This window comes from Pedobacter sp. Bi126, assembly GCF_918698245.1.
Lineage (GTDB): Bacteria > Bacteroidota > Bacteroidia > Sphingobacteriales > Sphingobacteriaceae > Pedobacter.
This window is the reverse complement of the sequence record NZ_CAKKMS010000003.1, coordinates 509,792-535,841: the sequence shown is the minus strand read 5'-3', so window position 1 is coordinate 535,841 and position 26,050 is coordinate 509,792. Positions and strand designations below refer to the sequence as shown.

Genomic DNA, 26,050 nt, shown 5'->3' with positions numbered 1-26,050 from the left:
TTATGGTACGTAAGAGAGCGTAATATATTAATTTTCAATGAAAAAGACTAGGCCTCAATTAACGGTGCTCTGCGAGAGCCATCATATAATTCATACTCTAGTAAACGACAGTCTAATTTACCATTATAAAATTCAACTTTTTTAGCAGCTTTTAATCCAATTTTTTTTGCAAGATCAGGATTTCCTGTGAAAATATATCCAGAATAGCCCTTGCATTTCGTTTTCATAAAATCGCCCATACGTTTATAAGTCAATTCTAACTTGCTGTGCACACCTAAACGCTCACCATACTCAGGGTTAAAAACAACAACACCTTTGCCATCTTCAGGAACCGGTGTTAACTCAAAATCGCACACTTCGAATTCGATTAAAGTATCAACACCAGCAGTTTTAGCATTTCTCCGGGTTACTTCAACTGCATCTTCCGAAAGATCGGAAGCTACGATTTTAAGATCAACATTTTTAATTACCTGATCTTTTAAAATTCTACGCTCAGCGAAAAAATCTTCTTCATTATAACCTAAGATGTGCATAAAACCATAATTCATGCGGTATAATCCAGGGGCACGGTTGGTCGCAATCAGCGCGGCTTCGATAGCTAATGTTCCTGAACCGCACATTGGGTTAATAAATGGCGATTTCTTATCCCAATTTGTTGCTAAAATAACACCAGCAGCCAAGGCTTCTAACATCGGTGCTTTTCCGGGAATTTTACGGTAACCGTGTTTAGCAAGGGTTTCGCCTGAAGTATCCATAAAAACATCGGCATCTGCATCTTTCCAGTATAAATGCACTACTGTTTTATTTGCATCAGATCCAGAGTTGGGGCGGATGCCCTTTTTCTCTTTCATGCGGTCTACAATTGCATCCTTTACCTTTAAGTTTGCGAAAAGTGGTGTGGTAATATTTGGGTTATCAACATTTGAGGTTACCGAGAAATAACCCGAAAAATCGATCAGTTCTTCCCACTCAATGGCTGCAATTTCATTGTATAAATCATCGGGTGTAATGGCTTTGAAACTTTTTATGGCATATAGAATCTGACTGGCACAGCGCAAGTTCAAATTGAGCTTTATACACTCTGTAAGGGTAATATTAAGCTCAACACCCGTAGCGAAAGATCTTTCTATGGTGTAACCTAAAGCCGTAACTTCATCTTGTAAATAGGGCGAAAGGCGCTTGTTGCAGGTAATGATTACCTTGCTTTTATTGTGGAAAACTTGCATCATAATATATGCGAAGTTATCAATAAAATTATAGAGATTTGATGTTTATAGTACATTAAGTAGTATTAGATATGGAAATTAAAGGAAAAGTACACGAAGTAGGTGCCACACAACAAGTAAGTGAAACGTTTAAAAAGCGTGATTTAATAATAGAATACGCAGAAAATCCAACATACCCAGAATATATCCGTTTTGAGGCTTTACAAGATAAAACTGCATTATTAGATACATTTAAAGCAGGCGATGAGGTTGAGGTTTTCTTTAATTTACGGGGTCGCCCTTGGACAGATAAAGCAGGTAAAACATCATATTTTAACAGTTTGGTTATTTGGCGTATAAATGCAGTTGCAGCAGGTGCTCCAGCAGCTACGCCAGCTTATGCAGCTCCGGTTGATGTAAGCAGTGCACCAGGTGAAGATGATGATTTGCCTTTCTAAATAAAGAATCTTTTTTAAGCAAACAATTTTGAACCATGCCGAGGCTTTAGTCTCGGCATTTTTTTTGGCCCACCTCAGAATCCGAAGTTCTTCCATCGCTTAGACTTTCGATTTTACTAGGCCCGTGTTTCCGAAAACTTCAGAAGTCTTCTCTGCGCTGTTAAAATATGTTAAAAACAAACACTTCGCTTAGCTAATCAGTATTTTTGATATCTGTTTAGATTTAAGAAGATTATGCTCCGGTTTTTTTAATTTTAAAACCAATCTAGTTCATGAAGAAAAAGAGTTTTTGGTTAATTACCGTTTTAATGACGGTGGCTTTGCTTGGTGTTTTTGTAATGCAGCTGTATTACATCAGGGAATCGTATAAACTAAAATCTCAGCTTTTTGATGAGCAGGTAAACCAAACGCTAACATCGGTAGTAAATAAACTACAGCGTAGAAATGTTGCCGATCACTTAAACAGGAAAGATGCTGAAAATAAACTGAAGCAGTTACAAGACTCCAGGCAACGGGCATTGGATATTAAGGATTTACGGCAACAATATGTACAAGAGGCAGAGCTGCGGCAAGCCGAGAGGGAAAATCAGATCGAAAGTTACCTGAACCAACAAGATAGTATCATCCGCGTATCTTATCGGGCGCCCAATGTAATTTCTGAAAGGGAATATACTTCGTTGAGTTCGAAGAACGGCGACAAGCTGGATTTGCAGATGGATGCGATTATTGATATTAAGAGCCTTATTTTAAAAGGTTATAGCATGCGCTCCAAGCCTTTTACGGCGCCACCAAAAACATTCGAATTTAAAAGCCTGCAAAGTTTGCCCGATACATTAAGGTATTTGGTTTTTGATCCCAGAGATGGCACGCCCGGTTTTGCAAATGTTCCAAAGATCCCTAACGATTTACAGAAAAAATTTCAACGCGAAGATGAGATTGAGCGGAAAAAATTAGAACTTAAAATTGCAGCATTGGGCAAAGATACTTTTTCATATACCCGATCGAGTGTAGTTGAGGATGTATCTAAAGAATTGCAGGAAGCCAATGTACCAATCTATAAACGCATCAATTTTAATTCGTTAGGCGTTTTATTAAAGCAAGAACTCCTTGCCAATAATATTACACTAGAACCTTCTTACCGGATTTCGCTAGCGAGAAAAGATTCGACCATTTATATGACGGCATCTAACGTTAAAGGAGAGTTTTTGCCCGAAAACACCTACAAAACACCTTTGTTTGGAAACGATATCTTTCGCGATCCCGGGATGCTTTTCGTCAGTTTTCCGAATAAAAATTCGGCAATTATTTCTAACCTAAGTGCAACACTTGCCTCATCCATCGGCCTGTTATTGGTACTTGTTTTCATTTTCTCCTATACCCTTTACGCTATTTTAAAGCAGAAAAAACTGTCGGAGATGAAAACAGATTTCATCAATAACATGACGCATGAGTTTAAAACCCCTGTGGCTACTATCATGATTGCGAGTGAAGCTTTGAAAGATCCGGAGGTGACAGCAGATAAGGCCAGATTAAAACGCCTGGCAGGGATTATTTATGATGAAAATGTTCGTTTAGGGAATCATATCGAACGTGTTTTAAGTATTGCCCGCTTAGAAAAAGGTGAACTTAAAATGGAGAACACCGAAGTAGATGTGAACGATTTGATTGTGATTGTGCTGGATAGCATGGAATTGCAGTTACAGAAAAGGAATGCCATTATCAATGTACATACCGAGGCAGAAAATGCCATTGTATATGGCGATGAGTTGCATCTGTCGAATGTAATTTATAATCTTATTGATAATGCAAATAAATACAGTAGCGATACACCAGAGATAACCATTACTACCCGCAATACAGGTAAAAATTTAATTATCGAAATAGCAGATAAAGGCATTGGAATGACCAAGGAGCAGTCTAAACGGATTTTCGACCAGTTTTATAGGGTGCCAACAGGTAATTTACACGATGTTAAAGGCTTTGGCTTAGGTTTAAATTATGTTCAGGATATAATAAAAAAATTGAATGGAACCGTTAAGGTAAGTAGCGAAAAAGATAGAGGAACCACGTTCGAAATATCTTTACCTTTATAAACAGTTAAACATCGGTACAAAAGCTTGCTTTATCGATACATTAAAATGAGCAGATTTAATTTAGCTAAAATAGTGGAGTATTAATTTAATCTACAGCATAAATTAAACCGTTATGCATATTCAGAATCAAACTTTCAGTGTGGCCAGTGCTACATAGGTGAATAAAAACAAGAAAATGAAAAAAATACTTCTGGTAGAAGACGACCCAAATTTAGGTTTATTGTTACAAGACTATTTGCAGCTTAAAGGCAAGTTTGATGTAGTATTATGCACCGATGGCGAGGATGGATTGAGAACGTTTAATAAGCAGAACTTCGATTTATGTATTCTGGATGTGATGATGCCTAAAAAAGATGGCTTTACCTTGGGTAAAGACATTAGGAAGGTAAACACACAGGTACCCATTATTTTTGCAACGGCTAAAACCATGCTGGAAGATAAATCTGCTGCTTACGATTTAGGTGGTGATGATTATATTACCAAACCTTTCCGTATAGAAGAGCTTTTACTACGCATTAATGCGATGTTTAAGCGCGTGGCCAATAAAACAGATAACAACGATGAGGCTGCCGAAACACAGTTTTCTATCGGTCAATATCATTTCGATTATACAACCCAGATTATTACCGATAACGATCACCAGCAAAAACTTTCTACCAAGGAGGCCGAACTGTTGCGTTTATTGTGCTTGAAAAAGAATACCGTTTTAACGCGCGAAGAGGCATTGTTAAGTATCTGGCATGATGATAATTACTTTAACGGACGGAGTATGGATGTGTTTTTGAGCAAGTTGCGTAAGTATCTCAGGGCAGACCCGACAGTAGAAATTATTAACGTGCACGGAAAAGGCTATAAACTATTGGTGAGTTAGATTAATTAAACCAATCGTCCTCCTGAACTTGTTTCAGGATCTATCATGATGCCGATTTATCGTCATTTCGACTGGAGTGCAGCGAAATGAGAAATCTTTTATAGATCTCTCCACTACGGCCGAGATGACGGATCGATGAATTAGATATATAAATTCTCCTGAATAGCAGGAATAATATTTCTTTCCTGGGCAAGTTTAAATAAAGTATCAACTGCTTTTCGGCCTTCTTCACCAAGGTTTATGCTGTATTTATTCACATATAATTCGATGTGTTTGTACATCACGCTTTCTTCCATGGCCTGGGCATGCTGGCGGATAAAATCGATCCCCGATTTTGGATGTGCGAAGGCAAACTCTACCGACTGGCGGATTAAACGGTTCACTTTTAACTGTACCTCGCGATCTAAATTGCGATTGATTACGATGCCGCCCAATGGGATGGCACAACCAGTTAGTTTTTCCCAGTAATCGCCTAAATCAACAATTTTGGTTAAACCTTTATCCTGATAGGTAAACCTGTTTTCGTGAATAATCAATCCTAAATCAATCTGCCCGTTAAGTAAAGCCGATTCAATTTCAGAAAAAACAAGCTCCTGTTTGTTTTGTAAATGAGGATAAGCAATTCCCAGCAAAAAATTAGCCGTAGTGTATTTTCCTGGTATTCCAACCCTTAGTTTGGAGTCTGGCGTTTGGAGATCAGTGTCATTTTCTCCATCGAAATGATTCTTACTGATTAATAACGGTCCAACACCAAAACCCAGGGCACTCCCAGCGTCGAGTAAAGCATACTGGTTGGCAACATAGGCAAAAGCATGGAAACTTAACTTGGTAATATCTAATTCGCCCCTAAGTGCCTTTTGATTTAACGTTTCTACATCATCATAAGAAACCTCAAATTCTAATCCTTCTGTATCAATTTTATGGTGAATTAGTGCGTCGAAAATAAACGTATCGTTAGGGCAGGGAGAAAATCCAAGTGTAAGTTTCATCTATTTATTTTTTGTTTTCAGTTGTTAGATGGAGCCTTTGACAATTAAAATAACTATTTTAATGGTGTCGGGTTCATAAATCAAAATTAAGTACTGTGGTAAACTAATCAGTCATAATCAGTTCATTTCTCCAACAAAAGCAATGGCCCAATCGTTTAAATTTTTAATAGCTAAGCCAATTTTCCAATTGTCTTTATTTCTTGGTTCTACATAATTAGATATACTTCTAATCTGTAAGCAATCTATATTTAACTGTTTACTGGCATAGAAAACCGCGGCACCTTCCATACTTTCGGTAGTTGGGTTTAACCTCTTAATCAGGTTTTTAATGCTTTTTTCGCTCCCCGTTACACAGTTCATGGTTATCCCTTTTGCTACGGGTAGGTTAACGCTTTTGTGTGTTTTGGAGGTGTAATGGTTCTCTCCAAAACCTAAATCGCTTATGGTTAAAAATTCGTCTCCGTTTTCGGCGCCCAGTTCGGCAAAAGTATCTTCGGTAATATTTAATACGGTGCCTAAAGCTATATCCCGATCGAAGCTTCCAGCAATGCCGAAATTTACCACAAGACTATATTTAGATGAAAGATGTTTGCCCAGGGCAAAGGCTGTTGCTACCATTCCAACGCCAGTGATCAGCAGATCGAAATTTTTACTCTCTACAAAATCTCCCTCCGGCAAATTAAAATGTTGATAAAAGAAGGTGAGTTCGGCTTTTGTAGCAGCAACAACTAAAGTTTTCATAACGTAAAGTTAGCAGATTGTTTTCATTTAAGTTTTATGTAAGCTTTGGTCTTTAGTCTTTAAGCTTAAACCTTTATCCGTATATTTGCATTTTATTTTATAGTAATGATTTACATAACGAGAAAAGCATCCTTCAATGCGGCGCACAAATTGGCCCGTACCGATTGGGATGATGATAAAAACAATGAAGTTTATGGTAAATGTGCCAACCCCAATTGGCATGGCCATAACTATTGGTTATATGTTACAGTTAAAGGCGAAGTTAATCCAGAAACCGGTTTTCTTGTTGATTTAAAATGGCTGAAAGACGTAATGAATGACTATGTGGTAGATAAGGTTGACCATAAAAATTTGAATCTTGATGTAGATTTTATGAAAGGCAAGTTGGCCTCAACAGAAAATCTGGCCATAGAAATCTGGAAACAATTATGGGCGCCGATTGCAGAGAGCGGTGCAGTTTTACATTGCGTAAAAATATACGAGACCGAAAATAATTTTGTTGAATACTTTGGTTAAAAACCCGAATTAATGAGCGATAAAGACGTATTGAAAGGCGAATCGAGAGACGGCTATGTAAAAATAGACCGTTACAACGAAGATAAAATTGAAGCTGTAGCTACACATTATAAAGATATTCTTGGCCAGTTGGGTGAAAATCCAGAACGCGAAGGTTTACTAAAAACACCGGAGCGCGTGGCCAAGGCGCTGCAATATTTAACACATGGGTACGATTTAAAACCCGATGAGATACTGAAGGGCGCAATGTTTGAAGAAGATTATAGCCAAATGGTTGTAGTTAAGGATATTGAAGTGTATTCGATGTGCGAACACCATATGCTACCATTCTTCGGTAAAGCACACATTGCTTATATTCCTAACGGACACATTGTAGGTTTAAGTAAAATCCCACGTGTAGTTGATGCTTTTGCCCGTCGTTTACAGGTACAGGAACGTTTAACGAACGAAATCAGAGATTGTATTCAAAATACCCTTAACCCAATGGGTGTTGCAGTTGTGATAGAATGCAGGCACTTATGCATGTCTATGCGTGGCGTGCAAAAGCAAAATTCGGTAACCACAACATCAGCCTTTACAGGAACTTTTTTAAGTAACGATAAAACAAGAGCTGAGTTTTTAAGGTTAATTACGGCAAGTTTAGATTAATAGTATCAGGTAGAAAGTAATAGGTATCAAGATAGGGCAATAGATAAAAACGCTAGCCGATAAACGCGATACGCCAAACTAATTATAATGAGAGCATATATTTTTCCCGGACAGGGAGCACAGTTTGTAGGTATGGGTAAAGATCTTTATGAGCACCCAAAAGCTGCAGCATTATTTGAACAGGCCAATGAAATTATCGGTTTCCGCATTAGCGATATTATGTTTAGCGGAACAGATGAAGAGCTTAAACAAACCAACGTAACCCAACCTGCAATCTTTTTGCATTCGGTTATTTTAGCCAAAGTCTTGGGCGATGATTTTAAACCAGACATGGTTGCAGGCCATTCCTTAGGCGAATTTTCGGCATTAGTGGCCGCAAACGCATTAAGCTTTGAAGATGGATTAAAACTGGTTATTGCGCGTGCAAATGCCATGCAAAAAGCTTGTGAAGCACAACCATCAACCATGGCCGCTATTTTAGGTTTAGCTGATGATGTAGTTGAAAAAATCTGCGCAGAAATTGATGCTGTGGTAGTTCCTGCAAATTATAACTGCCCTGGGCAATTGGTAATTTCGGGCAGTATAGAAGGGATTGATCTGGCTTGTGCTAAACTTACAGAGGCAGGCGCTAAAAGAGCTTTAAAACTAAATGTTGGCGGTGCATTCCATTCTCCTTTAATGGAACCTGCAAAAATTGAATTACAGGCAGCTATAGAGGCCACTCATATTTCTGCACCAATTTGTCCGGTTTACCAAAATGTTGATGCAAAGCCATATACTGACCCAACTGAAATTAAAGGCAATTTAATTAAACAATTAACGGGTGCTGTACGTTGGACACAAACAGTAGAGAACATGTTAGCTGATGGTGCAACTGAATTTGTAGAAGTTGGCCCAGGTAATGTGTTACAGGGATTGGTTAAAAAGGTAAGCCGCGAAGTACAAACAAGTAGTGCTGCCATAGCTTAATTTATTCAAAATAGAATATTAGTGCCAACGCCATAAACTCAGCTGTTTATGGCGTTGTTTTTTATCAATATTTAATATCTTTATCCGTAGATGAAAATGAGCTTTGGTGTAAAAATAAGATTTCTATTGCTTGTTTTGGGCTGCTGCCTCATTGCAACTTCTATTTCGTTAAGCAGGTTTACCACCAAAAATGAGCTCTTGGAGCACGATGCACAAGAGATTCAGCACAACCTTTTAATCAAAGAAAGATCCGTTCAAAGTTTTCTGGCTGATAAAAAACAGGTTGCCAAAGCCAAACAATTTCATCTCGATCCTAATAGTGCAATAGATTTTATCGATAACTATCGCAAAAAGAGTGGTATAAATTTATTAACCTACAAAAACAATCAGCTTAAATTCTGGAGTACCTATAAAATATCAGAAATAGATCCAACTACAATAAAAGAAGGTAGTTCGGTATTGTTTTTTTATAACGGCTGGTATGAGGTGATTAAAAGTACCCAGGGCGATTTTAGCCTTATTTTCTTGATCACCATCCAATCTCAATATCCTTTTAAAGAAACAAAGTATTTTAAAAATGATATCGATCCAATTTTATCAAATACCAAAATATTAACATTTGCATCTTTTACCGATAAGGATGTGTATGTAATAAAAAGCCTGGATAATAAGTTTTTATTCGGGCTTAAGGTTAAGCCAGGGTATGCAGAAACTCATTATTCGGGTACGCAATTATGGTTGTTTGTTGCTGGTATGTTGTGCATCTGCATGTTTTTTAACTCTTTAAGTTCGTTTATTGCCCGGCGTGGACATATTGCCTGGGGTACCTTTTTATTGTTGTTTTTCTTCCTAGCATTTCGGTTAACAGATTTATATTATGGTTGGTTTAACCATAGGTTTACTTTAGATCTATTTGATCCAAGAATATATGCAGATAATTTTCTGATGCCTTCGCTGGGCGATTTTCTTTTAAATGTAATTGCACTAACCTGGTTGCTCTTGTTTATGTACAACCATAAGGAACAATATAAGTTTCCGGGATGGATTAAGCGGAGCAAAATAATCGGAGTTGTTATTCAGGCTGGTTTGATGGTGTTGATAGGGCGGATAGTTTGGGATACCGACGATATTTTCTTCGGGTTGATCTTTAACTCAAAAATTAATTTCGATATCGTTAATATCCTTAAGCTTAGCGGTACCAGTTGGGTAGGTATTGTGATTTTATGCCTGGCCTGGTTTCAGATTTACCTGATAACGGCTGTTTCGGCAACAGTAAGCAGCCAATTAAATGTTACCAATAAAGAGCGGGTCATTATTTTCTTAATTGGCTTTGCAGGTGTTTTTATCTATAAGCTAGTGGTAGATTTTAATGCATTTTTTATCGTTTTTGCCCTTGTATTATTTATCGTGGCACGGGCTGTTTATTTAAAAGAAAAAAACTTCTCAATCGGCATGTTTGCCATCGTATTTTTCTGCCTGGCCTTTAATACCTCTATTAAATACACCAAGTATAAAGATATTAAGGAAAGAAGTTTGCGCGAGCCTCTGGCCAGAAAGGTGCAATCGTCAGAAGATCCGAATGCCATTATTGCTTTAGGTACTTTGGGGAATGAAATTGTTAAAGATAATTTTCTGACAAGCTATTTTACTCAAAACCGAAAAGGCAGTTACTCGGTGCTCAAAAATCATATCAAAGATTATTTAGATGGCTATTTAAACCGCTACGATTATCAGATCTATCCATATGATAGATTGGGTGCTGCGATAGAAAATTCTGATACGCCACCGATTGATAAATATAAAAACCTGGTTGAGGTTGGCTCTGTTAAAATTGATGGATCTAACTTTTTTTATCAGGTTAACAATACATTTGGTTACCAGGATTACTTTGGTATCATCTCCGTTGTAGATAAGGGCAGTTTATTAGGTACACTCGTTATCGAACTCCGCTCGAAGCCGTATAATTATAATAATCGGCTACCCGATCTCTTAGGGGATCAAAAAATGATCAAGGACGAAGATTTTAAAGGTTATTCTATTGCCTTGTACAGCAATAATAAACTGCTTAATCAATCTGGAAATTATACCTATCCTTTAGATGGAAGCATATTCAAAGGTAAAAAGGATGATTTTATAACCAGTAATGATAATGAACTTCGTTACAGCCATTTAATTTATAAGCCTACTGATAGCAAAATGGTTGTAATCAGTAAAGAGAAGGTAGATTATGTAGAACGTTTAGCTGCGCTATCGTTTTTCTTCCTGATATTTATCATCTTCTCTTTGTTGCTTTATGGTTTAATATGGCTAATCAAAAATCTCGATGATGATAAGGTTGGCTGGTTTAGTATCAATAGATCTTTAATGATCAATGCCAATAAGATCTTGTACAAAACCAGAATCCAGGTATCTATAGTGTTGGCAGTTGTGGCAACGCTGGTTATTGTAGGTTGGGGAACTTACTATTACATGAACAATGAGTACCGGGGGCAGCAGGATACTATATTAAAAGATAAGATAAGGAAGGTTCAACAGAATTTTGAAAAGCAGATTTTTAGTAACGGTATTATTGCAAACGACGAGAATGCAGCAGCAGATTTTAACAATTTTGCAGATATCAATAACGCGGATCTGAACCTATACGATCTAAGTGGTAACCTGATCATGACCACTTATCCAAAACTCTATAACTATAAAATTATTGGTAAAAAGATGGGGCCATCAGCCTTTGCTTCTTTAGGAGGTTTACATCGATCAGAATTTATCAATGCTGAAGAAAAAATAGGCAACTTAACCTACGCTGCAGCATACGCCCCCATCAGGAATGCACAAAATAAAACAATTGCCTATATCGGCCTGCCAAATTACTCTACCGAAGAAGAATATACAGATAAACTGGCGCTATTTGTAAGTAACCTGATTAATCTTTACGCCTTGGTATTTGTGGCTATTGGCGTATTGGCTGTGTTTTTAGCCAATCAGATTACCAGTCCGCTAACTTTCATTCAAGACAGTATTAGTAAAACGAAAATCGGGCAAAAGAACGAGCCCATCGTATGGCGTAGGCATGATGAGATCGGATCTTTAATTAAGGAGTATAACCACATGATTGCGGCCTTAGAAGATAGTGCGATTAAGCTCGCCAGATCGGAACGGGAGAGTGCCTGGCGCGAAATGGCCAAACAGGTTGCCCACGAAATCAAGAATCCGTTAACACCTTTAAAATTAGGTGTTCAGCTGTTAGAAAAATCGTGGAAAGAAAAAGATCCAAACTTCGAGCTGAAGTTTAATAAATTTAGCAAATCGTTTATAGAACAGATTGATAGCCTTTCGAAAATTGCTTCCGAGTTTTCTAATTTTGCCAAAATGCCCGACACCAATCTGGAGCGCCTTTCTTTACTTCCGATTATTGAACAGGCGAGAGAAGTATTTAAAAGCACGGAAAATGTAACCATTGATGTGCTTGATAAAAGTGAGAAGGACATCGAAATCATGGCCGATCACGATCAGCTTTTGAGAACGTTTAACAACCTGCTTAAAAACGCAATCGAAGCTATTGATGAGGAAACTTTATGCTGCATCACCATCATTATATATGTAGATGCAAAAAATGCTTATATCGAAATAAAAGATAATGGGAAAGGCATTCCACCGGCCCTGCATGATAAAATATTTGTACCGAACTTCACTACAAAAACATCAGGTACAGGTTTAGGCTTAGCCTTTGTTAAGCAGGCTGTAGAAAATGCGGGAGGTTCGGTTAAGTTTACCTCAATAAGCGGTTTAGGAACAACGTTCTATCTGAACTTTCCTTTAGCTTAAATTAAAAAACAGGTAGATATTGGTTAATCAGAGCGTGGGTTTTACCTCAGCTCCACTTGAGCCTTGCCCATGGTATTACCATCAGCATATAAAATTACGGTATATATGCCCTTTATAAATGGTTTAGGGTTTGCCCAGTCGATAACATAGGTACTGTCATCGTTATTGTAGTTAATAAAAATAGAATGGCTGAACTGCATATCCTGCCCATCAGCCTCAAAATGGTTTTCCTCGTCTGCAAGCAGGTTTCCAGCTGGATCGAATACCCGGAGATAAATGTTATGATGTCCTTTTTCTGCCAATTGGTTAGGCACAACATTAAAGCGCACGCTTAACTTCTCGGCAGTAGATGATTTGCTTACTTCAACTTTTTTACCACTTGATTTCGTTCTGAAAGCAATAATTTCGGCAGATTGAAGCTTTAATACCGCAGCAGTTTTAACTTTCGCATTTAAATTAGCGTTTTCGTTCTCTAAGTTCGATGCCTTACTGCTGATGTTTCTTAGGGTATTCTGTAAACTATCGCGACTGTTTTTTAGGAAGATATTGTCTTTCTGCAACTGAATAATCTGATCATTGTAGTTTTTTACAAATGTTTTCAGTTCATTAATCTGTGCATTGGCTTTGTCGAGTTCGCCCTGGGTAATCTGGTTTTTTTCTAAAGCTGCTTTAAGTTCTTCGATTTTTACCCGGGCAAGTTTCTGCTCTTCAACAAGTTTCTCGTTTAAATCCAAGTTCAATGCATTGACCTTATCCAGCTCTACCTCAATTTTTTCTACCTCGAGCCGCAGTTTATCCTTCTCTGTGCTAACTGTAACAAATCTTTCACTTTGCTGTCGATCTTTAAAAAACAAGTAAGCATTTGTGCCAATTAAAGCTGCAATAACGATGACCAGGAAGTAAATTTTGTTTCTATCACCCTTATTAATCTTTTGTGGTTCCATTTTTAATAACGCTGTATCTTCTGTAAATTAATATACTTTTGTTCTCCATAGGTAAATGGGGGTACACAATTAATTTTAGTAGGGCGCAAATTAATTTTTTTAAAAACTTATAAGAGTTTTTAAAAAAAATCGTTTACTTGCTAATGTTCATTTGTATTCAAATCAACACAAACACACAGCCTGAATAAAAAAATAAGACAGAAATAATGCTTAAAAACTTCCTATACGCACTTTTATCTTTAATTGTAGTACCTTATATATTAAATGCACAACCTTTATCAAAAATTGCACCAAAAAGGGAGTTTAGAGGTGTTTGGGTGGCTACTGTTACCAATATAGACTGGCCATCGAAGCCAGGTTTAAGCATTGATCAACAAAAGCAGGAGCTGATCGGTATTTTAGAAAGACATAAAAGTCAGGGGATGAATGCAATTATTTTGCAGGTTAGACCAGCAGCCGATGCATTTTACGCAAAATCAAGAGAGCCCTGGAGCCAATGGTTAATGGGTAAACAAGGTTTGGCACCTGCACCTGGTTACGACCCTTTGGCCTTTGCCATTAAAGAAGCCCATTTCAGGGGAATGGAACTTCATGCTTGGTTTAATCCTTATAGGGCAAGTATGAGCAGTACAGCTGTTTTAAGCGAAAACCATGCTTATCGTAAACACCCTGATTGGTTTTTTACCTATGGTGGCAAAAAGCAGTTCGATCCGGGTATTCCGGATGTAAGGGAATACATTGTTCAGGTAATTTTAGATGTAGTAAAAGGATACGATATTGATGGAATTCACTTCGACGATTATTTTTACCCTTATAAAGTAGAGGGGCAAACCATTAACGATGGCAATACTTTTTATAAATACCCGAATAATTTTTCAGACATAAAAGACTGGAGGCGCAACAACGTCGATCTGCTCATCAAGCAGCTAGACGATAGTATCCACCACTATAAAAAATGGGTAAAGTTTGGCATTAGCCCTTTTGGCATCTGGAAAAATAAAAATGAAGATCCCGAAGGTTCTGCTACCAGTGGCCTATCCAATTATGCAGAACTTTTTGCCGATAGCCGTAAATGGGTTAGAGAAGGTTGGGTAGATTACATCAACCCTCAAATTTATTTTACGTTTACCAGAAGAGTGGCTCCCTATGGTATTTTGGTCGACTGGTGGAGCAATAATACCTTTGGTAGGCATGTTTATGTCGGACAGGGTGCTTATCTGGTAAATTCGAGGGCAGAAGCAGCATGGAAAAACTTAAGTGAAATACCCAATCAAATTAGATACATAAGAAATAACAACCGAATTCAAGGGAGCGTGTTTTTTAGTTCTAAATCATTAAGTACAGTTGCTAAAGCCGTAGGCGACTCTTTAAAAAATGATTTTTATAAGTACCCTGCTTTGCCACCGCAAATGCCATGGCTGGATGAAGTGCCGCCAAACGAGCCTCAAGCATTAACGGCTGATGCACTAAAAGATGGCGTACATTTAAAATGGCAACTTCCGTTAAAGGCAAAAGATGGAGAAACGGCCTCTGGATTTGTAATTTACCGCTTTAGTGAAGGAGAAAAAATTTCGGTACTCGATCCTAAGTACATCGTTAAAATAAGCTTTGAAGATTATCTGTCATATATTGATACCAATGTAGAAAGTGGAAAGCGGTATAGCTACCTTGTAACTGCGCTAGACCGATTAAAAAATGAAAGTGAACCGAGTGGGCCTGTTGGTGTCGAAGTTCCTTTAGCGAAAGAATAATAAGCGCTATTTATCTTTCTTATTGGTTGATTCTCTTTCTACAACAGCTGGATCGAGCACGATATGCTCCATATTGGCGTATGGGTTCTCCTGATTAATCATTTTCAGAAACATTTTAGCGCATTCTTTGCCCATTTGTGGCGCATGCTGATCAATTGTTGATAGGTTAGGTGTAATGTAAGCGGAGAATGCTTCATTGGCGAAACCAATTACACCAACTTCAGGGGGTGTTTCATCAATCTCTTTAAGCTTTTTAATTACGCCTAAGGCGGTAAAATCATCACCTGCAATAATAGCATCAGGTTTGTTTCTGCTGCGCATTAACTTGCCAGCGCCAAACCGACCATCTTTAATGGATAAGCCGCCAAAAATAATATGTTCTTCAACTAGCGGAAGGTTATGGTCTGCTAAGGCTGCTTTGTAGCCTTCTAAGCGATCGTTAAATATTTTAATCTGATGAACGGTGGTTACAAATGCAATTTTTTTATAGCCCTGATCGATCAAATGTTTCGTAGCGATATAACCTGCCTTAAAATCATCAAGTGTAATGGTAGGAACCTTTAGTTCTAGATTTACCCGGTCAAATAAAATAAGTGGTTTATTTTGCTTAATAATTTCGGCAAAGTGCGAAACATCTTTTGTTTCTAAAGACAAGGAGGCCATAATGCCGTCTACCTGCGCCTCTAGTAAGGTTCTTACGCCGTTTATTTCATTCTCTACAGATTCGTTTGATTGGTAGATAATAACACGGTAGCCGCTGTCTTTCAGCCCGTCTTCTATGCAATGGATAATAGATGCGAAGAAATGTGCCTGTACACTTGGTACAATTACACCAATAATATGGGTTTTGCCGGATTTTAATGCAGAGGCGAGTTTATTTGGGCTATAGTTTAATTTTTTAGCCATTTCAACAACAGCCTTTCTGGTGGCATCACTTATTGCCGGAAAGCCACTAAGCGCCCTCGAAACTGTTGATACAGTAATATCAAGCTCCTTGGCTATATCGTATATGGTGGTTTTCTTTTTCAATTGCAGATGGGGGGCGATCAATTATAGCGTAAATTTACTAAACCTTAATAATAATGTTCTTTTTATACATAAAATATAATAACACATAAAAACCGAGCACATAGGTTATGGCCCAAACTAAGGAAGCATTTATGGGGCTAAAAAACGGCGTGTAACAAGTTTCATAAAAGTGCACCAATAATCCTGTTTTTGTCCCATCAGATTTGGTAATCTGGATTAGGTTTAATACCCGCGGCATTAAGCCTGCCAAGAAAAAGACTGTTATCGCATTTACACCATAAACAACAAAAGGAGTGGTAAATTTTTTGTAGCCCTGAACATCGATGATCCAGTAACAAAGTGCCAATCCTATTGACGCCAATCCACCTGCATAGAGTACATAAGAACTTGTCCAAAGGGCTTTATTGATCGGGAACTGTAAATCCCAAAGTAAACCTAAAATAACAGCGGTTATACCTGTAGTAAATAACCAGGCTACCTTAGTTGCATTGTCTACATCTTTTCTGCGCATCCAAACGCCAACCAGAATACCAAATAAGCAGGTCCCTACTGCTGGTAATGTGCTCAGAACCCCTTCTGGATCCCAGGTTTTGGATGAGGCCCAGGTATGTGCTTCGGTTAAAATCCCGCGGTCGATCCAGGCAGCTAAATTCGTTTCTTTTTCCAGGTTGGGATAGCCTACTCCCGGTACAGGAATAAATGTCATTAAGGCCCAATAAAGGGCAAGGATTACGATTAAGATTTTGAATATGGTTTTGTTCGATACTTTGATGAAAATGATACTACTAATGATAAAAACAATGCCTATTCTTTGTAAAACGCCTAAAAGACGAACCGTTTGAAAAGCTTCCCAAATCGATCTCTCATCTATTATGGCACTGATAATTTTTCCGAAAATGGCCAAAAAGAAACCGAGTAAATAAAGTATAATACCACGTTTAATGGCTTTTATGATCGTTTTTTGATGTGAAGGCGGATCTGTTTTGCTGCTGCTCATGGCAAATGCAATGGATACACCAACAATCCATAAGAAGAATGGGAAAATTAAATCGGTGGGGGTACATCCATTCCATTCCGCATGCTCCAAAGGCGCGTAAATATGCCCCCAGCTGCCCGGATTGTTCACTAAGATCATTGCGGCTACGGTTAATCCCCTGAAAAAATCAAGAGATAACAATCGTGGTTTAGGTTCGGTCATGATTAGCTTGTTTGGGTTCAGCAAACTAATTTAGAGTATTGTTTTTAGAATGAGAAATTACTTATGAAGTTTAGTAAGGCATGGTGCGCTTGGGAAACTTCGTAAGTCTATGGAGATGTCTAGAAAAACTTCCGAAGTCTTGCAGCGCTCGGCCATCAAGACTCCGGAAGTTGGGCCAAAGCGAAAACCCACTTCTCGTTAATCTTATGACCAGTTATAAAGCCTGCTAAACCTGCTAAATCACCAAACCATTCTAAGACTTCGGACTTACAGATTGAACTTGGTTCGTCTGATAAATATGAACTGAAAGAAGAATATTTATAACCTTCCATTTTTTTTGCCAATCCTGAAGTTAATGGATTTTGGTGTATGTAAATGATGATCCGAGTATAGTAAGCCTCAGAATCGACCTTCTTCGATTTATACCGTCCTTGCCATAAACTTCCAACTCTGTTATAGCTTTGGTTTATTGCCTTGGTATAAGAAATAAGCATGTTTTTAATTCCCTTTTCATAATTCAACCCATCATTTACCCTGATAAAAAAATGAAAATGGTTTGGCATTAAACAATAAGCAAATACATCAACTGATGGCAAGACATAATTTTTAAATTGCCTTAAAAAGAAAATATAATTTCCATCTTCAAAAAAGATTTTACCCTTATTGTTTCCCCTATTGTAAATGTGGTAGCAGCAGCCTTCCTCTATTTTCATATTCTACTTGATTGAATAATTAATTAGGGATGGACTAATTGAGGAAGAAGTTAAATATTTTTTTTTGAGAATCGAGTAAAGCGCGTTAAAAGTTTAGCTATGAAAAGTGTATTGGAGAGAAACTGGAGGTTTATGTCTTTTGCTAAAGACCTGCGAAGTCTTGCAAGGCTCTTGCCCATTGAGACTTCGCAGGTGAAAAAAATTAATCCACAAATTTCCAGCGTACAAAAGCCTCCATTGCTTCATATTCTGCAAGACCAAGCTCGTCGTAAGCTTTTGCCGTGTCACGGTTACGGTCTTCGGCGCGCTGCCAAAACTCTCTGGCATCATCACCAGGGAAAACCGCTCTGTCTTTTTGGCTCTGGTGTTTGAAAATCGCATATTTTTTACGCTCAAGCTCCTGTGGAGAAATTGGAACAGCCATTTCGATTTCATATGTTTCAAATTCGTGCCATGCACCGCGGTACATCCACAACCAGCAATCTTGTGCCCAAGCTTCTGTTTTGCGTAAACGTTTTAATGCTTCTAAAATAATATTAAAACAAACGATATGTGTTCCATGCGGATCTTCAAAATCGCCTGCCGCATATACCTGCTGAGGCTTAACTTTTTGCAATAGCGCTATTGTAAGTTCGATATCAGCATCCGTTACCGGGTTTTTCTGAACTTTACCGCTTTCGTAAAAAGGAAGCGCCTGAAAATGGATATGGTCATCTTCAAGACCGCAATATCTCGCGCCGGCAATAGCCTCGCCTTTTCTGATTAATCCTTTAACTGTTTGGATCTCTGGTGTATCTATCTGGTTTGGTTGTTTCTGCTCAATAAAGGTTCTCATTTTGTTATAGAGATCCTTCAAATGGGTATTGTCCATGCCCATTTTCTCTGTAAAATCTACATTGAACTCAACAAAACGAAGCGCATCATCATCCCAAACTGCAGTATTACCTGAGGTTTGGTAAGCTACATGTACGTCATGCCCTTGATCAACCAGGCGGAGAAAAGTACCACCCATCGAGATCACATCATCATCAGGGTGCGGTGAGAAAATAATTATTCTCTTTTTAGCAGGCTCTGCTCTTTCCGGGCGCTGCGAATCATCAGCATTCGGTTTACCTCCTGGCCAACCTGTAATGGTGTGCTGTAATTTATTAAAGATATGGATATTGATATTGTACACTGGTCCTTTTTCAGTAGCCAGTTGCGCCATACCATTATTGTTGTAATCGTCTTCGGTTAACTTTAAGATCGGTTTTTTCAAGGTATTGGCCAGCCAGATCACCGCTTTACGGATCAGAGCATCTGTCCAAACACAGTCTTTCACCAACCATGGGGTGTCAAAGCGGGTCAGTTCTGAAGCTGCAGGTGCATCAAGGATAAACTCCACATGGTCAGAAAGCTGTAGGTATGTTGCCGGAACATCGCCCGAAATTTCGCCTTCAACAGCTTTTTTGATAATCGAAGCCTTTTTACGGCTCCAGGCCATTAATATAATTTCCCTTGCTTTGAAAATTGTACCGATACCCATGGTAATGGCCTTAGTTGGTACAAAGGTTTTTCCGCCGAAATCGCGTGCGGCATCGCGGCGGGTAAGGTCATCTAAAGTAACTAAACGGGTACCAGAATTTGGTGCAGATCCCGGTTCGTTAAATCCGATGTGACCTGTACGGCCGATACCTAAAATCTGGATATCAAGACCACCAAGATCACCTATTTTCTTTTCATATTCTAAGCAAAATGCAGGAATATCTTCCAGTGCAAGCGTACCATCAGGGATGTGAACATTCTTCTTATCAATATCAATATGATTGAAAAGGTTTTCGTTCATAAACGTAACATAACTTTGTGCCGCAGTTGGCGCCATTGGATAATATTCATCCAGGTTGAAAGTAATTACGTTTTTAAAACTCAAGCCCTCTTCTTTGTGCAGTCTAACCAGTTCGGCATAAACTGCAATTGGGGTAACACCTGTTGCTAAGCCCAGTACTGCAGGTGTGTTGCTTGCTTGTTTAGATTTAATGAGCTCGGCAATGCGGTGTGCAACATTAATTGAAGCAATTTTTGGATTTTCGAACACGCTTACCGGTAATTTCTCGAAACGTGTCTCCTCCAGTAGATTTAATCTAGCCATTTTTTTTATATGGATTTTAATGTACGGAGCAGTAAATATAGAGAGTTATGCCCAATTTGTAACAAAGGATATTTACTTTTATTGCAAGTATTTATATAAAATTCGATTAAAGGGGCAGACAAACGTTTGATCTTTTTAAGATAAAAAGCCAATATGAACACACAGATTGAAAAGTTGTATTCGAAAGCAGGGAAATCGGAACGCTTAATTATAGGATTGATGAGTGGTACATCAATGGATGGACTGGATATTGCGCTTTGTTTGGTAAAGGGAAGCGGTGCTGAAACGGATATCAGGATTTTAAAATTTAAAACAGGCGATTATACGGATGATTTTAGAGCCAAAATAAAGGCCATTTTTTCTAAAAAAGAAGTCGATTTACAGTTGGTGTGCTTAATGAATGAGCATATTGCGAATACCCATGCCCAACTAATAAATGAAGCCCTGGAAGAATGGGGCTATAAAAATGAGGATATAGATTTTATAGCCAGCCACGGACAAACCATATTTCATGCACCAAAATCGTTGCATCAAATGACCGATTATCCAAACGGGACATTACAAATTGGTGATGGAGACCATGTCGCGCTAAAAACCGGAATTATCACACTTTCTGACTTTAGGCAAAAACATTTGGCTGCTGGCGGCGAAGGTGCTCCCTTAGCAGTTTATGGCGATTATTTGATGTTTTCGAAAGCTGGTGAAGATCGCGTGATGTTAAATATAGGTGGCATAGCAAATTTCACCTATTTGCCGGGCAGTACGGATGCCAGTGAAATTTTTTCGACGGATGTTGGCCCAGGAAATACTTTGATGGACCAGTATATGCAGAAACATTTTAATCAATTTTATGATAAAAATGCAGCTGTTGCCTTGGCAGGCGAATCTAATCCCAGTCTATTGTCTGCGTTGTTAAATTGCAGCTTTTTTGATCTGGATTTTCCTAAAACCACAGGACCGGAATTGTTTAATCTGGAGTATTTAATCAGTGCACAAGAACAGTCTTCAACAACTGGTCTAAGTGCAGCCGATATAATGGCTACCTTATGTCATTTTTCTGCAGAAACCATTACTAATGCCATTAAGCGTTGCTTTGGCGAAGATGCTAAAGCAAAGGTTTTTATGAGTGGTGGAGGAATGCATAACCCCTTGCTTGTAAAACTTCTTAAAAGCAAGCTACCTTTTTGCAAATTCCTAACCACTGACGACTTAAATATTGATCCCGATGCAAAAGAAGCTGTTTTGTTTGCTGTGTTGGCCAACGAAACACTCTGTGGCAAACCGATAAACTTTGGCGATAGGCAAGGCGTGCCTTCGGTTTGCATGGGCAAAATCAGTTTACCAGCTTAAGTAAGCACAATTTTGTAAATCAGTTTGTAAAGGTTAAAAATTTGGTTTGTGCGGTATTTTGTTAAATTTGTTTTAACACTAATCTTCTAACAAAACCAAATTTTATGGAAAAAAGTTACCTAAAATGGTCACCAGGATTCTTCGCAATTTTGTTGATCCCATTTCTGCTGCTCTTATTTACAGAAATGGCGCAGGCACAAAACAAACGGTATACCATAAGCGGTAAGGTTACCGATGCCGCAAATAACAGCCCTGTTCCCGGTGCTGTTGTGAAAATTATCAATACAAATCTCGTAACAAGCACAAGTTCGGGTGGAACGTATAGCTTTTCGGTTGATTTAGCACCTGGTAAATATCAGATCCAGATTTCTTTTATCGGCTTTAAATCGAATATCGAAACGGTAACACTTGGGGATAATGCCACAGTTCAGGCAAATAGTGCTTTAAGTGGTGATGCAGTGGGGCTCGATGAGGTAATTGTTACGGGTACCTCTCAGGGAACGACCAGAAAGCAGCTCGGTAGTTATGTGAGCACGGTAAAAGGTGATGATTTAAACAAGGCACCCAGTGGAAATGCACTGGCTTCATTACAAGGTAAAACACCCGGCGCACAGATCAGCCAAAATTCTGGAGACCCAGCGGGCGGAATTTCTGTTCGTTTAAGAGGGGTGAGTTCGGTTAACTCATCATCAGAACCACTTTACATCATTGATGGCGTAATTGTAAACAATTCTACAACCAGAGTAACCAATACATCAGGGAATTACGATAATATTAATAATGGGGTTCAAGTTGGAAATATCGGGCAGAATAGAATGGTTGACATTAGTCCATCCGATATTGATCATATAGAGGTTTTAAATGGTGCAGCTGCTGCGGCCATTTATGGGTCGAGGGCAAATGCAGGGGTAATCCAGATTTTTACTAAGAGGGGTAAAACTGGGGAGCCGCAAGTAAGTTTTAGCACCAGCTTAACAATCAGTGAGCTTCGTAAACAGATTGAAGTAAACCAAGCTCCCAACAGATTTGGGGAAAATGCAAACTCTGTAACGCAAGATATCATTCAGACCGTTATCATTCCTCCAGCTACTGTTGCAGCGTTAGATGTAAGGCAGACTCCGGTTACCAGATACAATTATCAGGATTATATTTTCCACACCGGGGTGGGTACAGATAATTCAGTCTCACTTTCTGGTGGAAACGAAAATACCAAGTTTTACACTTCGGCAGGTTATTTTTCCAATCAGGGGATTATCAGAAATACAGATTTCAAAAGGATGAACTTTAGGGCAAATCTGGATCAAAAAATTAATAACTGGGCGAAGATGACTGCGGGCTTTAATTATGTGCATAGCGATGCCAATGAAAAACCGGATGGAAATTCATTTTTTTCACCCATGAATTCAGTCACCATTATTGGTAATTTTCACGATATTTTTGCAAGAGATATATTAGGCAATTTAAAAGCAGTTGGAGAGAGAGGTCGTGTAAATCCGGTATCGGTTATCGAAGATATTAAACAACGCGAGTTTACCAACCGAATTATTGCCAATTTAGGCTTAAAGCTTAATCCGGTAAAAAACCTGACTATAGATTATACCATGGGGGTTGATAATTCAATCCAAAACGGAACAACATTTATTCCGCCCTTTACTTATAATGTGAGTACTGGTTTTTATGGTGGTGGAGCTGGTTTAGACCCATCCTTAAATGGTTATGCCAGTGCCGCAAATGCAACAACGACACTGTTTAATAATGAATTAAATTTCACCTACGATGCAAAAATATCTGATCTGTTAGGTTCTACAACGCAATTGGGTGGATCGTACCAATATCAGAAAGATTTGTTCAGTTTGTTAAATGGTAGAGGGCTTGCGCCGCTTATTCAAACCGTAAATGGTGCCAGTACAATATTGCCAAATAATGATAACCGGTCAGAATTCTCAATAAGCGGGGCGTATTTACAACAGAATTTTAAATATAAAGACCATCTTTTTGTTACGGGTGCAATCAGGGTCGATCAATCAACTGTTTTTGGTGAGGGCAACGGAACACAATTTTATCCAAAAGCAAATGTAAGTTATGTGTTGTCATCAGCTAATTATTGGAAGGGCCTTGGCGTTTCATCTTGGTGGAATGCGTTCAAGCTTCGGGCAGCGTATGGCGAATCGGGTAATTTAACGGGGATTGGTGCTTATGATCGTTTTAATGTTTATTTACCCAGTGCGTTAAATAGCAAAACATCGCTAGCATCCAGCAGCACACTTGCTAATACTGATGTTAAACCAGAGCGTCAAAAAGAATTGGAATTAGGTACAGATATGTCGTTTTTTAATAACCGTTTAGGCTTGACTTTTAGCTGGTACAATAAAAGCGTTAAAGATCTATTATTGGGAGTGATAATTGCTCCTACTACGGGCTATTCTAGTCTTTTGGATAATATTGGCGGGTCACTTAAAAACAAAGGGATTGAACTTATGCTTACGGGCGTGCCAGTTAAAACCCAGGATTTTACCTGGACCACCACAGTAATTTACAATAGAAACCGGAACAAAATTATCGGATCTGGTGCGCAGCGTTTAATCAATACAAATGCAGGGGCGCCAGTTTCTATAACAGACGGTTATCCTGTTGGTGTTTTTTATGGAACTTTCTTTGCTAGAAATGCTGATGGAAGTTTATTAACCAATGCGCAAGGGATTCCATTAACAGAAAGAGGTGTTCAAAAATCGCCAACTGAATATACTGTACAACGCGATGCGAACGGATTGCCTACGGGAGATCCGCTACGTAAGGTTCTTGGTGATCCAAACCCAGACTATACAGGGTCATTTGTAAACGATTTTACTTATAAGAAGTTAAGTCTTCATATTCAGTTAGATGCCGTACAGGGTGGCGATGTTTGGAATGCCGATTGGAGAACCCGTCAAGGAGTGGGTAATGGCAAGGTAGCTGAAGCAGAATATTTAGGCCAGCTGCCACGTGGCTATGTTGCCGGAGCTTACAATGTTGAAGAGTGGCGCATTGATGATGGTTCCTTCGTTAAACTGCGGGAAATCTCTTTAAGTTATAATATTGGTAAGGTAAAGTTTGTTAAAGATCTTACCGTGAATATTAGTGGTAGAAACTTGGTTTCATGGGACAATTATAAAGGTTATGACCCTGAATTGAATGCGGGTGGGCAATCGACAATTTTAAGAAATATCGACTTTGGTGCTGTACCTATTCCGCGTACATTTTCTTTCGGTCTACAAGCTAAGTTTTAATTCATTGAAAAAATAAATTATATTAAGATGAAAAATTCAAGATCAAAATATATTCGCTACACATTTCTCTTTGCATTAGCAGTTTCATTGGCTGCTTGTAAAAAGGAATACTTAAATCCTAACGGTGCTGTAGCCGATGATGTGCTCCTTTCTACAAGAGGTTTGACCGGAATTACGGTTGGCCTTCAGAAAAATTTCTCTACAACCAGAGCAGGACTTCTCTATGCCGCAATTACTGTTAATGGTATAACTACCAACGAGTTAATTTCTGTTAATACAGGAAATACCAATGAAGATAGGTTGATGACTGGAGGAGTACTTGTAGATGGTACAAATTCGGTATTGCTGAATGTTTGGACCAGTTCAAATAAAATCATTTTCGACGCAGATAATGTGATTAAGAATGCCGCTAATCTTGCTGATAAAGGGTTGGCTTCGGGCCTAATTGCACATGCCAGTATATTTAAAGCTTTAGCGTTAGGTAACTTGTCAGAGTTTTGGGAGAAAGTTCCAAACGGAACTGGGCAGAACGTAACTTTTATTACGAGGGCTGAAGGCTTTAACAAAGCTATTGCGACTATTGATAATGCTTTGGCCTTAATTGCAGCAAACCCAATAAGTACCTCGTTTTTGGGCAACATTCCTACAGGAATAGATATCCCAAATACTTTGAATGCCTTAAAGGCTCGTTATGCATTGTTTGTTGGTAATTATCCCCTTGCCTTAAGTAGTGCCAATGCTGTTGATTTAACCAAAAGGTCGGCACTGACTTTTGATGCACAAAACCTCAATCCAATCTTTGAGGTCGCCACCTCTACCAATAATGTAATTCAACCGAAAAATATAAACTTAGGACAAACCGGTGCTAATATTCCAGATGCAGGCGATGCAAGAATTCCATTTTATACAGCAATTAGCACTACAGTGCGCATTAATGGCTTTGGCGCGGCAAGCTTAACATCAATTCCAGTTTATCTACCTGGCGAAATGACTTTAATTAAGGCAGAGGCATATGCTAGACAGGCAACTCCTAATCTGGCATCATCATTAACTGAACTAAATAAGGTAGTAACACGTCCGGCAACAGGAAATGCGCTCGATCCTAATTATGGAATGGGAGCAGGGTTGCCGGCATTAACTGGCCCTTATACACAACAACAGCTTTTAGATCTGATTTACAAACACCGTTGTATTGAACTCTTTATGTCGGGCTTAAAACTCGAAGATATGAGAAGGTTTGCTCAACCTTTGGCTGATCGCAAGCGTAATTTCTTCCCTTATCCTTTCGCAGAAAGAGATAATAATACCAATACCCCTGCAGATCCTACTTTCTAGCAAGATGAAAAAGTCCCGATTTTT

The 26,050-nt window shown here is 38.6% G+C and carries 19 protein-coding genes; 11 read left to right on the top strand and 8 right to left on the bottom strand.

The genetic code is table 11. From position 1 onward, the window contains the following. Window positions 1-47: 47 nt before the first annotated feature. Complete coding sequence (locus tag LQ201_RS12420; RefSeq protein WP_057933303.1) at window positions 48-1,226, bottom strand: class I SAM-dependent RNA methyltransferase; 1,179 nt, start codon at window positions 1,224-1,226, stop codon at window positions 48-50. 71 nt (window positions 1,227-1,297) lie between these two features. Between LQ201_RS12420 and LQ201_RS12415 the strand changes: the two genes are divergently transcribed. The 3 genes from LQ201_RS12415 to LQ201_RS12405 all read left to right on the top strand — a co-directional run bounded on the left by LQ201_RS12415 (window position 1,298) and on the right by LQ201_RS12405 (window position 4,627). Beyond that, window positions 1,298-1,663, top strand: coding sequence for a DUF3127 domain-containing protein (locus LQ201_RS12415; protein ID WP_230142796.1), 366 nt, complete (start codon window positions 1,298-1,300; stop codon window positions 1,661-1,663). Window positions 1,664-1,935: 272 nt separating this feature from the next. Continuing rightward, complete coding sequence (locus LQ201_RS12410; protein WP_230142795.1) at window positions 1,936-3,756, top strand: sensor histidine kinase KdpD; 1,821 nt, start codon at window positions 1,936-1,938, stop codon at window positions 3,754-3,756. Window positions 3,757-3,931: 175 nt separating this feature from the next. Then, the gene (locus LQ201_RS12405) at window positions 3,932-4,627 is read left to right on the top strand and encodes a response regulator transcription factor (RefSeq protein ID WP_029274212.1); all 696 of its coding nucleotides are present in this window, start codon (window positions 3,932-3,934) and stop codon (window positions 4,625-4,627) included. Between the two features lie 140 nt (window positions 4,628-4,767). On the opposite strand, the gene LQ201_RS12400 is transcribed toward LQ201_RS12405, so the two are convergent. Then, entirely contained in the window at window positions 4,768-5,616 is an 849-nt protein-coding gene (locus LQ201_RS12400) for a menaquinone biosynthesis family protein (RefSeq protein ID WP_230142794.1), read from the bottom strand. Between the two features lie 117 nt (window positions 5,617-5,733). After that, complete coding sequence (gene mqnB, locus LQ201_RS12395) at window positions 5,734-6,357, bottom strand: futalosine hydrolase (protein ID WP_230142791.1); 624 nt, start codon at window positions 6,355-6,357, stop codon at window positions 5,734-5,736. A gap of 105 nt (window positions 6,358-6,462) precedes the next feature. Between mqnB and LQ201_RS12390 the strand changes: the two genes are divergently transcribed. The 4 genes from LQ201_RS12390 to LQ201_RS12375 all read left to right on the top strand — a co-directional run bounded on the left by LQ201_RS12390 (window position 6,463) and on the right by LQ201_RS12375 (window position 12,312). Further along, entirely contained in the window at window positions 6,463-6,873 is a 411-nt protein-coding gene (locus tag LQ201_RS12390) for a 6-carboxytetrahydropterin synthase (protein ID WP_029274209.1), read from the top strand. Window positions 6,874-6,885: 12 nt separating this feature from the next. After that, window positions 6,886-7,521, top strand: a complete 636-nt coding sequence (folE, locus tag LQ201_RS12385) for a GTP cyclohydrolase I FolE (RefSeq protein ID WP_230142789.1) — start codon at window positions 6,886-6,888, stop codon at window positions 7,519-7,521. Window positions 7,522-7,608: 87 nt separating this feature from the next. Further along, window positions 7,609-8,490: an ACP S-malonyltransferase gene (gene fabD, locus LQ201_RS12380; RefSeq protein ID WP_230142786.1), complete on the top strand. Its 882-nt coding sequence runs from the start codon at window positions 7,609-7,611 to the stop codon at window positions 8,488-8,490. A gap of 90 nt (window positions 8,491-8,580) precedes the next feature. Further along, on the top strand, window positions 8,581-12,312 hold the full coding sequence (locus LQ201_RS12375; RefSeq protein WP_230142784.1) for a HAMP domain-containing sensor histidine kinase: 3,732 nt from the start codon (window positions 8,581-8,583) through the stop codon (window positions 12,310-12,312). Window positions 12,313-12,353: 41 nt separating this feature from the next. On the opposite strand, the gene LQ201_RS12370 is transcribed toward LQ201_RS12375, so the two are convergent. Continuing rightward, window positions 12,354-13,256 (bottom strand): hypothetical protein, encoded by a 903-nt coding sequence (locus LQ201_RS12370; RefSeq protein ID WP_230142781.1) that lies wholly within the window; start codon window positions 13,254-13,256, stop codon window positions 12,354-12,356. Between the two features lie 206 nt (window positions 13,257-13,462). Between LQ201_RS12370 and LQ201_RS12365 the strand changes: the two genes are divergently transcribed. Beyond that, window positions 13,463-15,007 carry a glycoside hydrolase family 10 protein gene (locus tag LQ201_RS12365; protein ID WP_230142779.1) on the top strand — a complete coding sequence of 515 codons (1,545 nt, stop codon included), beginning with the start codon at window positions 13,463-13,465 and terminating at the stop codon, window positions 15,005-15,007. A 6-nt stretch (window positions 15,008-15,013) separates the two neighbouring features. Here LQ201_RS12365 and LQ201_RS12360 read toward each other — a convergent pair whose 3' ends face one another. From LQ201_RS12360 to nagB, 4 genes are all read right to left on the bottom strand, one after another. Further along, window positions 15,014-16,036 carry a LacI family DNA-binding transcriptional regulator gene (locus LQ201_RS12360; RefSeq protein ID WP_230142776.1) on the bottom strand — a complete coding sequence of 341 codons (1,023 nt, stop codon included), beginning with the start codon at window positions 16,034-16,036 and terminating at the stop codon, window positions 15,014-15,016. A gap of 37 nt (window positions 16,037-16,073) precedes the next feature. After that, window positions 16,074-17,234 carry an acyltransferase family protein gene (locus LQ201_RS12355; RefSeq protein ID WP_230142773.1) on the bottom strand — a complete coding sequence of 387 codons (1,161 nt, stop codon included), beginning with the start codon at window positions 17,232-17,234 and terminating at the stop codon, window positions 16,074-16,076. Between the two features lie 155 nt (window positions 17,235-17,389). Next, on the bottom strand, window positions 17,390-17,947 hold the full coding sequence (locus LQ201_RS12350) for a transposase (RefSeq protein WP_230142771.1): 558 nt from the start codon (window positions 17,945-17,947) through the stop codon (window positions 17,390-17,392). 202 nt (window positions 17,948-18,149) lie between these two features. Continuing rightward, entirely contained in the window at window positions 18,150-20,075 is a 1,926-nt protein-coding gene (gene nagB, locus LQ201_RS12345) for a glucosamine-6-phosphate deaminase (protein WP_215124687.1), read from the bottom strand. A 153-nt stretch (window positions 20,076-20,228) separates the two neighbouring features. Between nagB and LQ201_RS12340 the strand changes: the two genes are divergently transcribed. The 3 genes from LQ201_RS12340 (at window position 20,229) to LQ201_RS12330 (ending at window position 26,026) form a co-directional block, all read left to right on the top strand. Further along, the gene (locus LQ201_RS12340; RefSeq protein ID WP_230142769.1) at window positions 20,229-21,425 is read left to right on the top strand and encodes an anhydro-N-acetylmuramic acid kinase; all 1,197 of its coding nucleotides are present in this window, start codon (window positions 20,229-20,231) and stop codon (window positions 21,423-21,425) included. A gap of 104 nt (window positions 21,426-21,529) precedes the next feature. Next, window positions 21,530-24,691 (top strand): SusC/RagA family TonB-linked outer membrane protein, encoded by a 3,162-nt coding sequence (locus tag LQ201_RS12335; RefSeq protein ID WP_230142766.1) that lies wholly within the window; start codon window positions 21,530-21,532, stop codon window positions 24,689-24,691. 27 nt (window positions 24,692-24,718) lie between these two features. Further along, entirely contained in the window at window positions 24,719-26,026 is a 1,308-nt protein-coding gene (locus LQ201_RS12330; protein ID WP_230142762.1) for a RagB/SusD family nutrient uptake outer membrane protein, read from the top strand. Window positions 26,027-26,050: the final 24 nt, after the last annotated feature.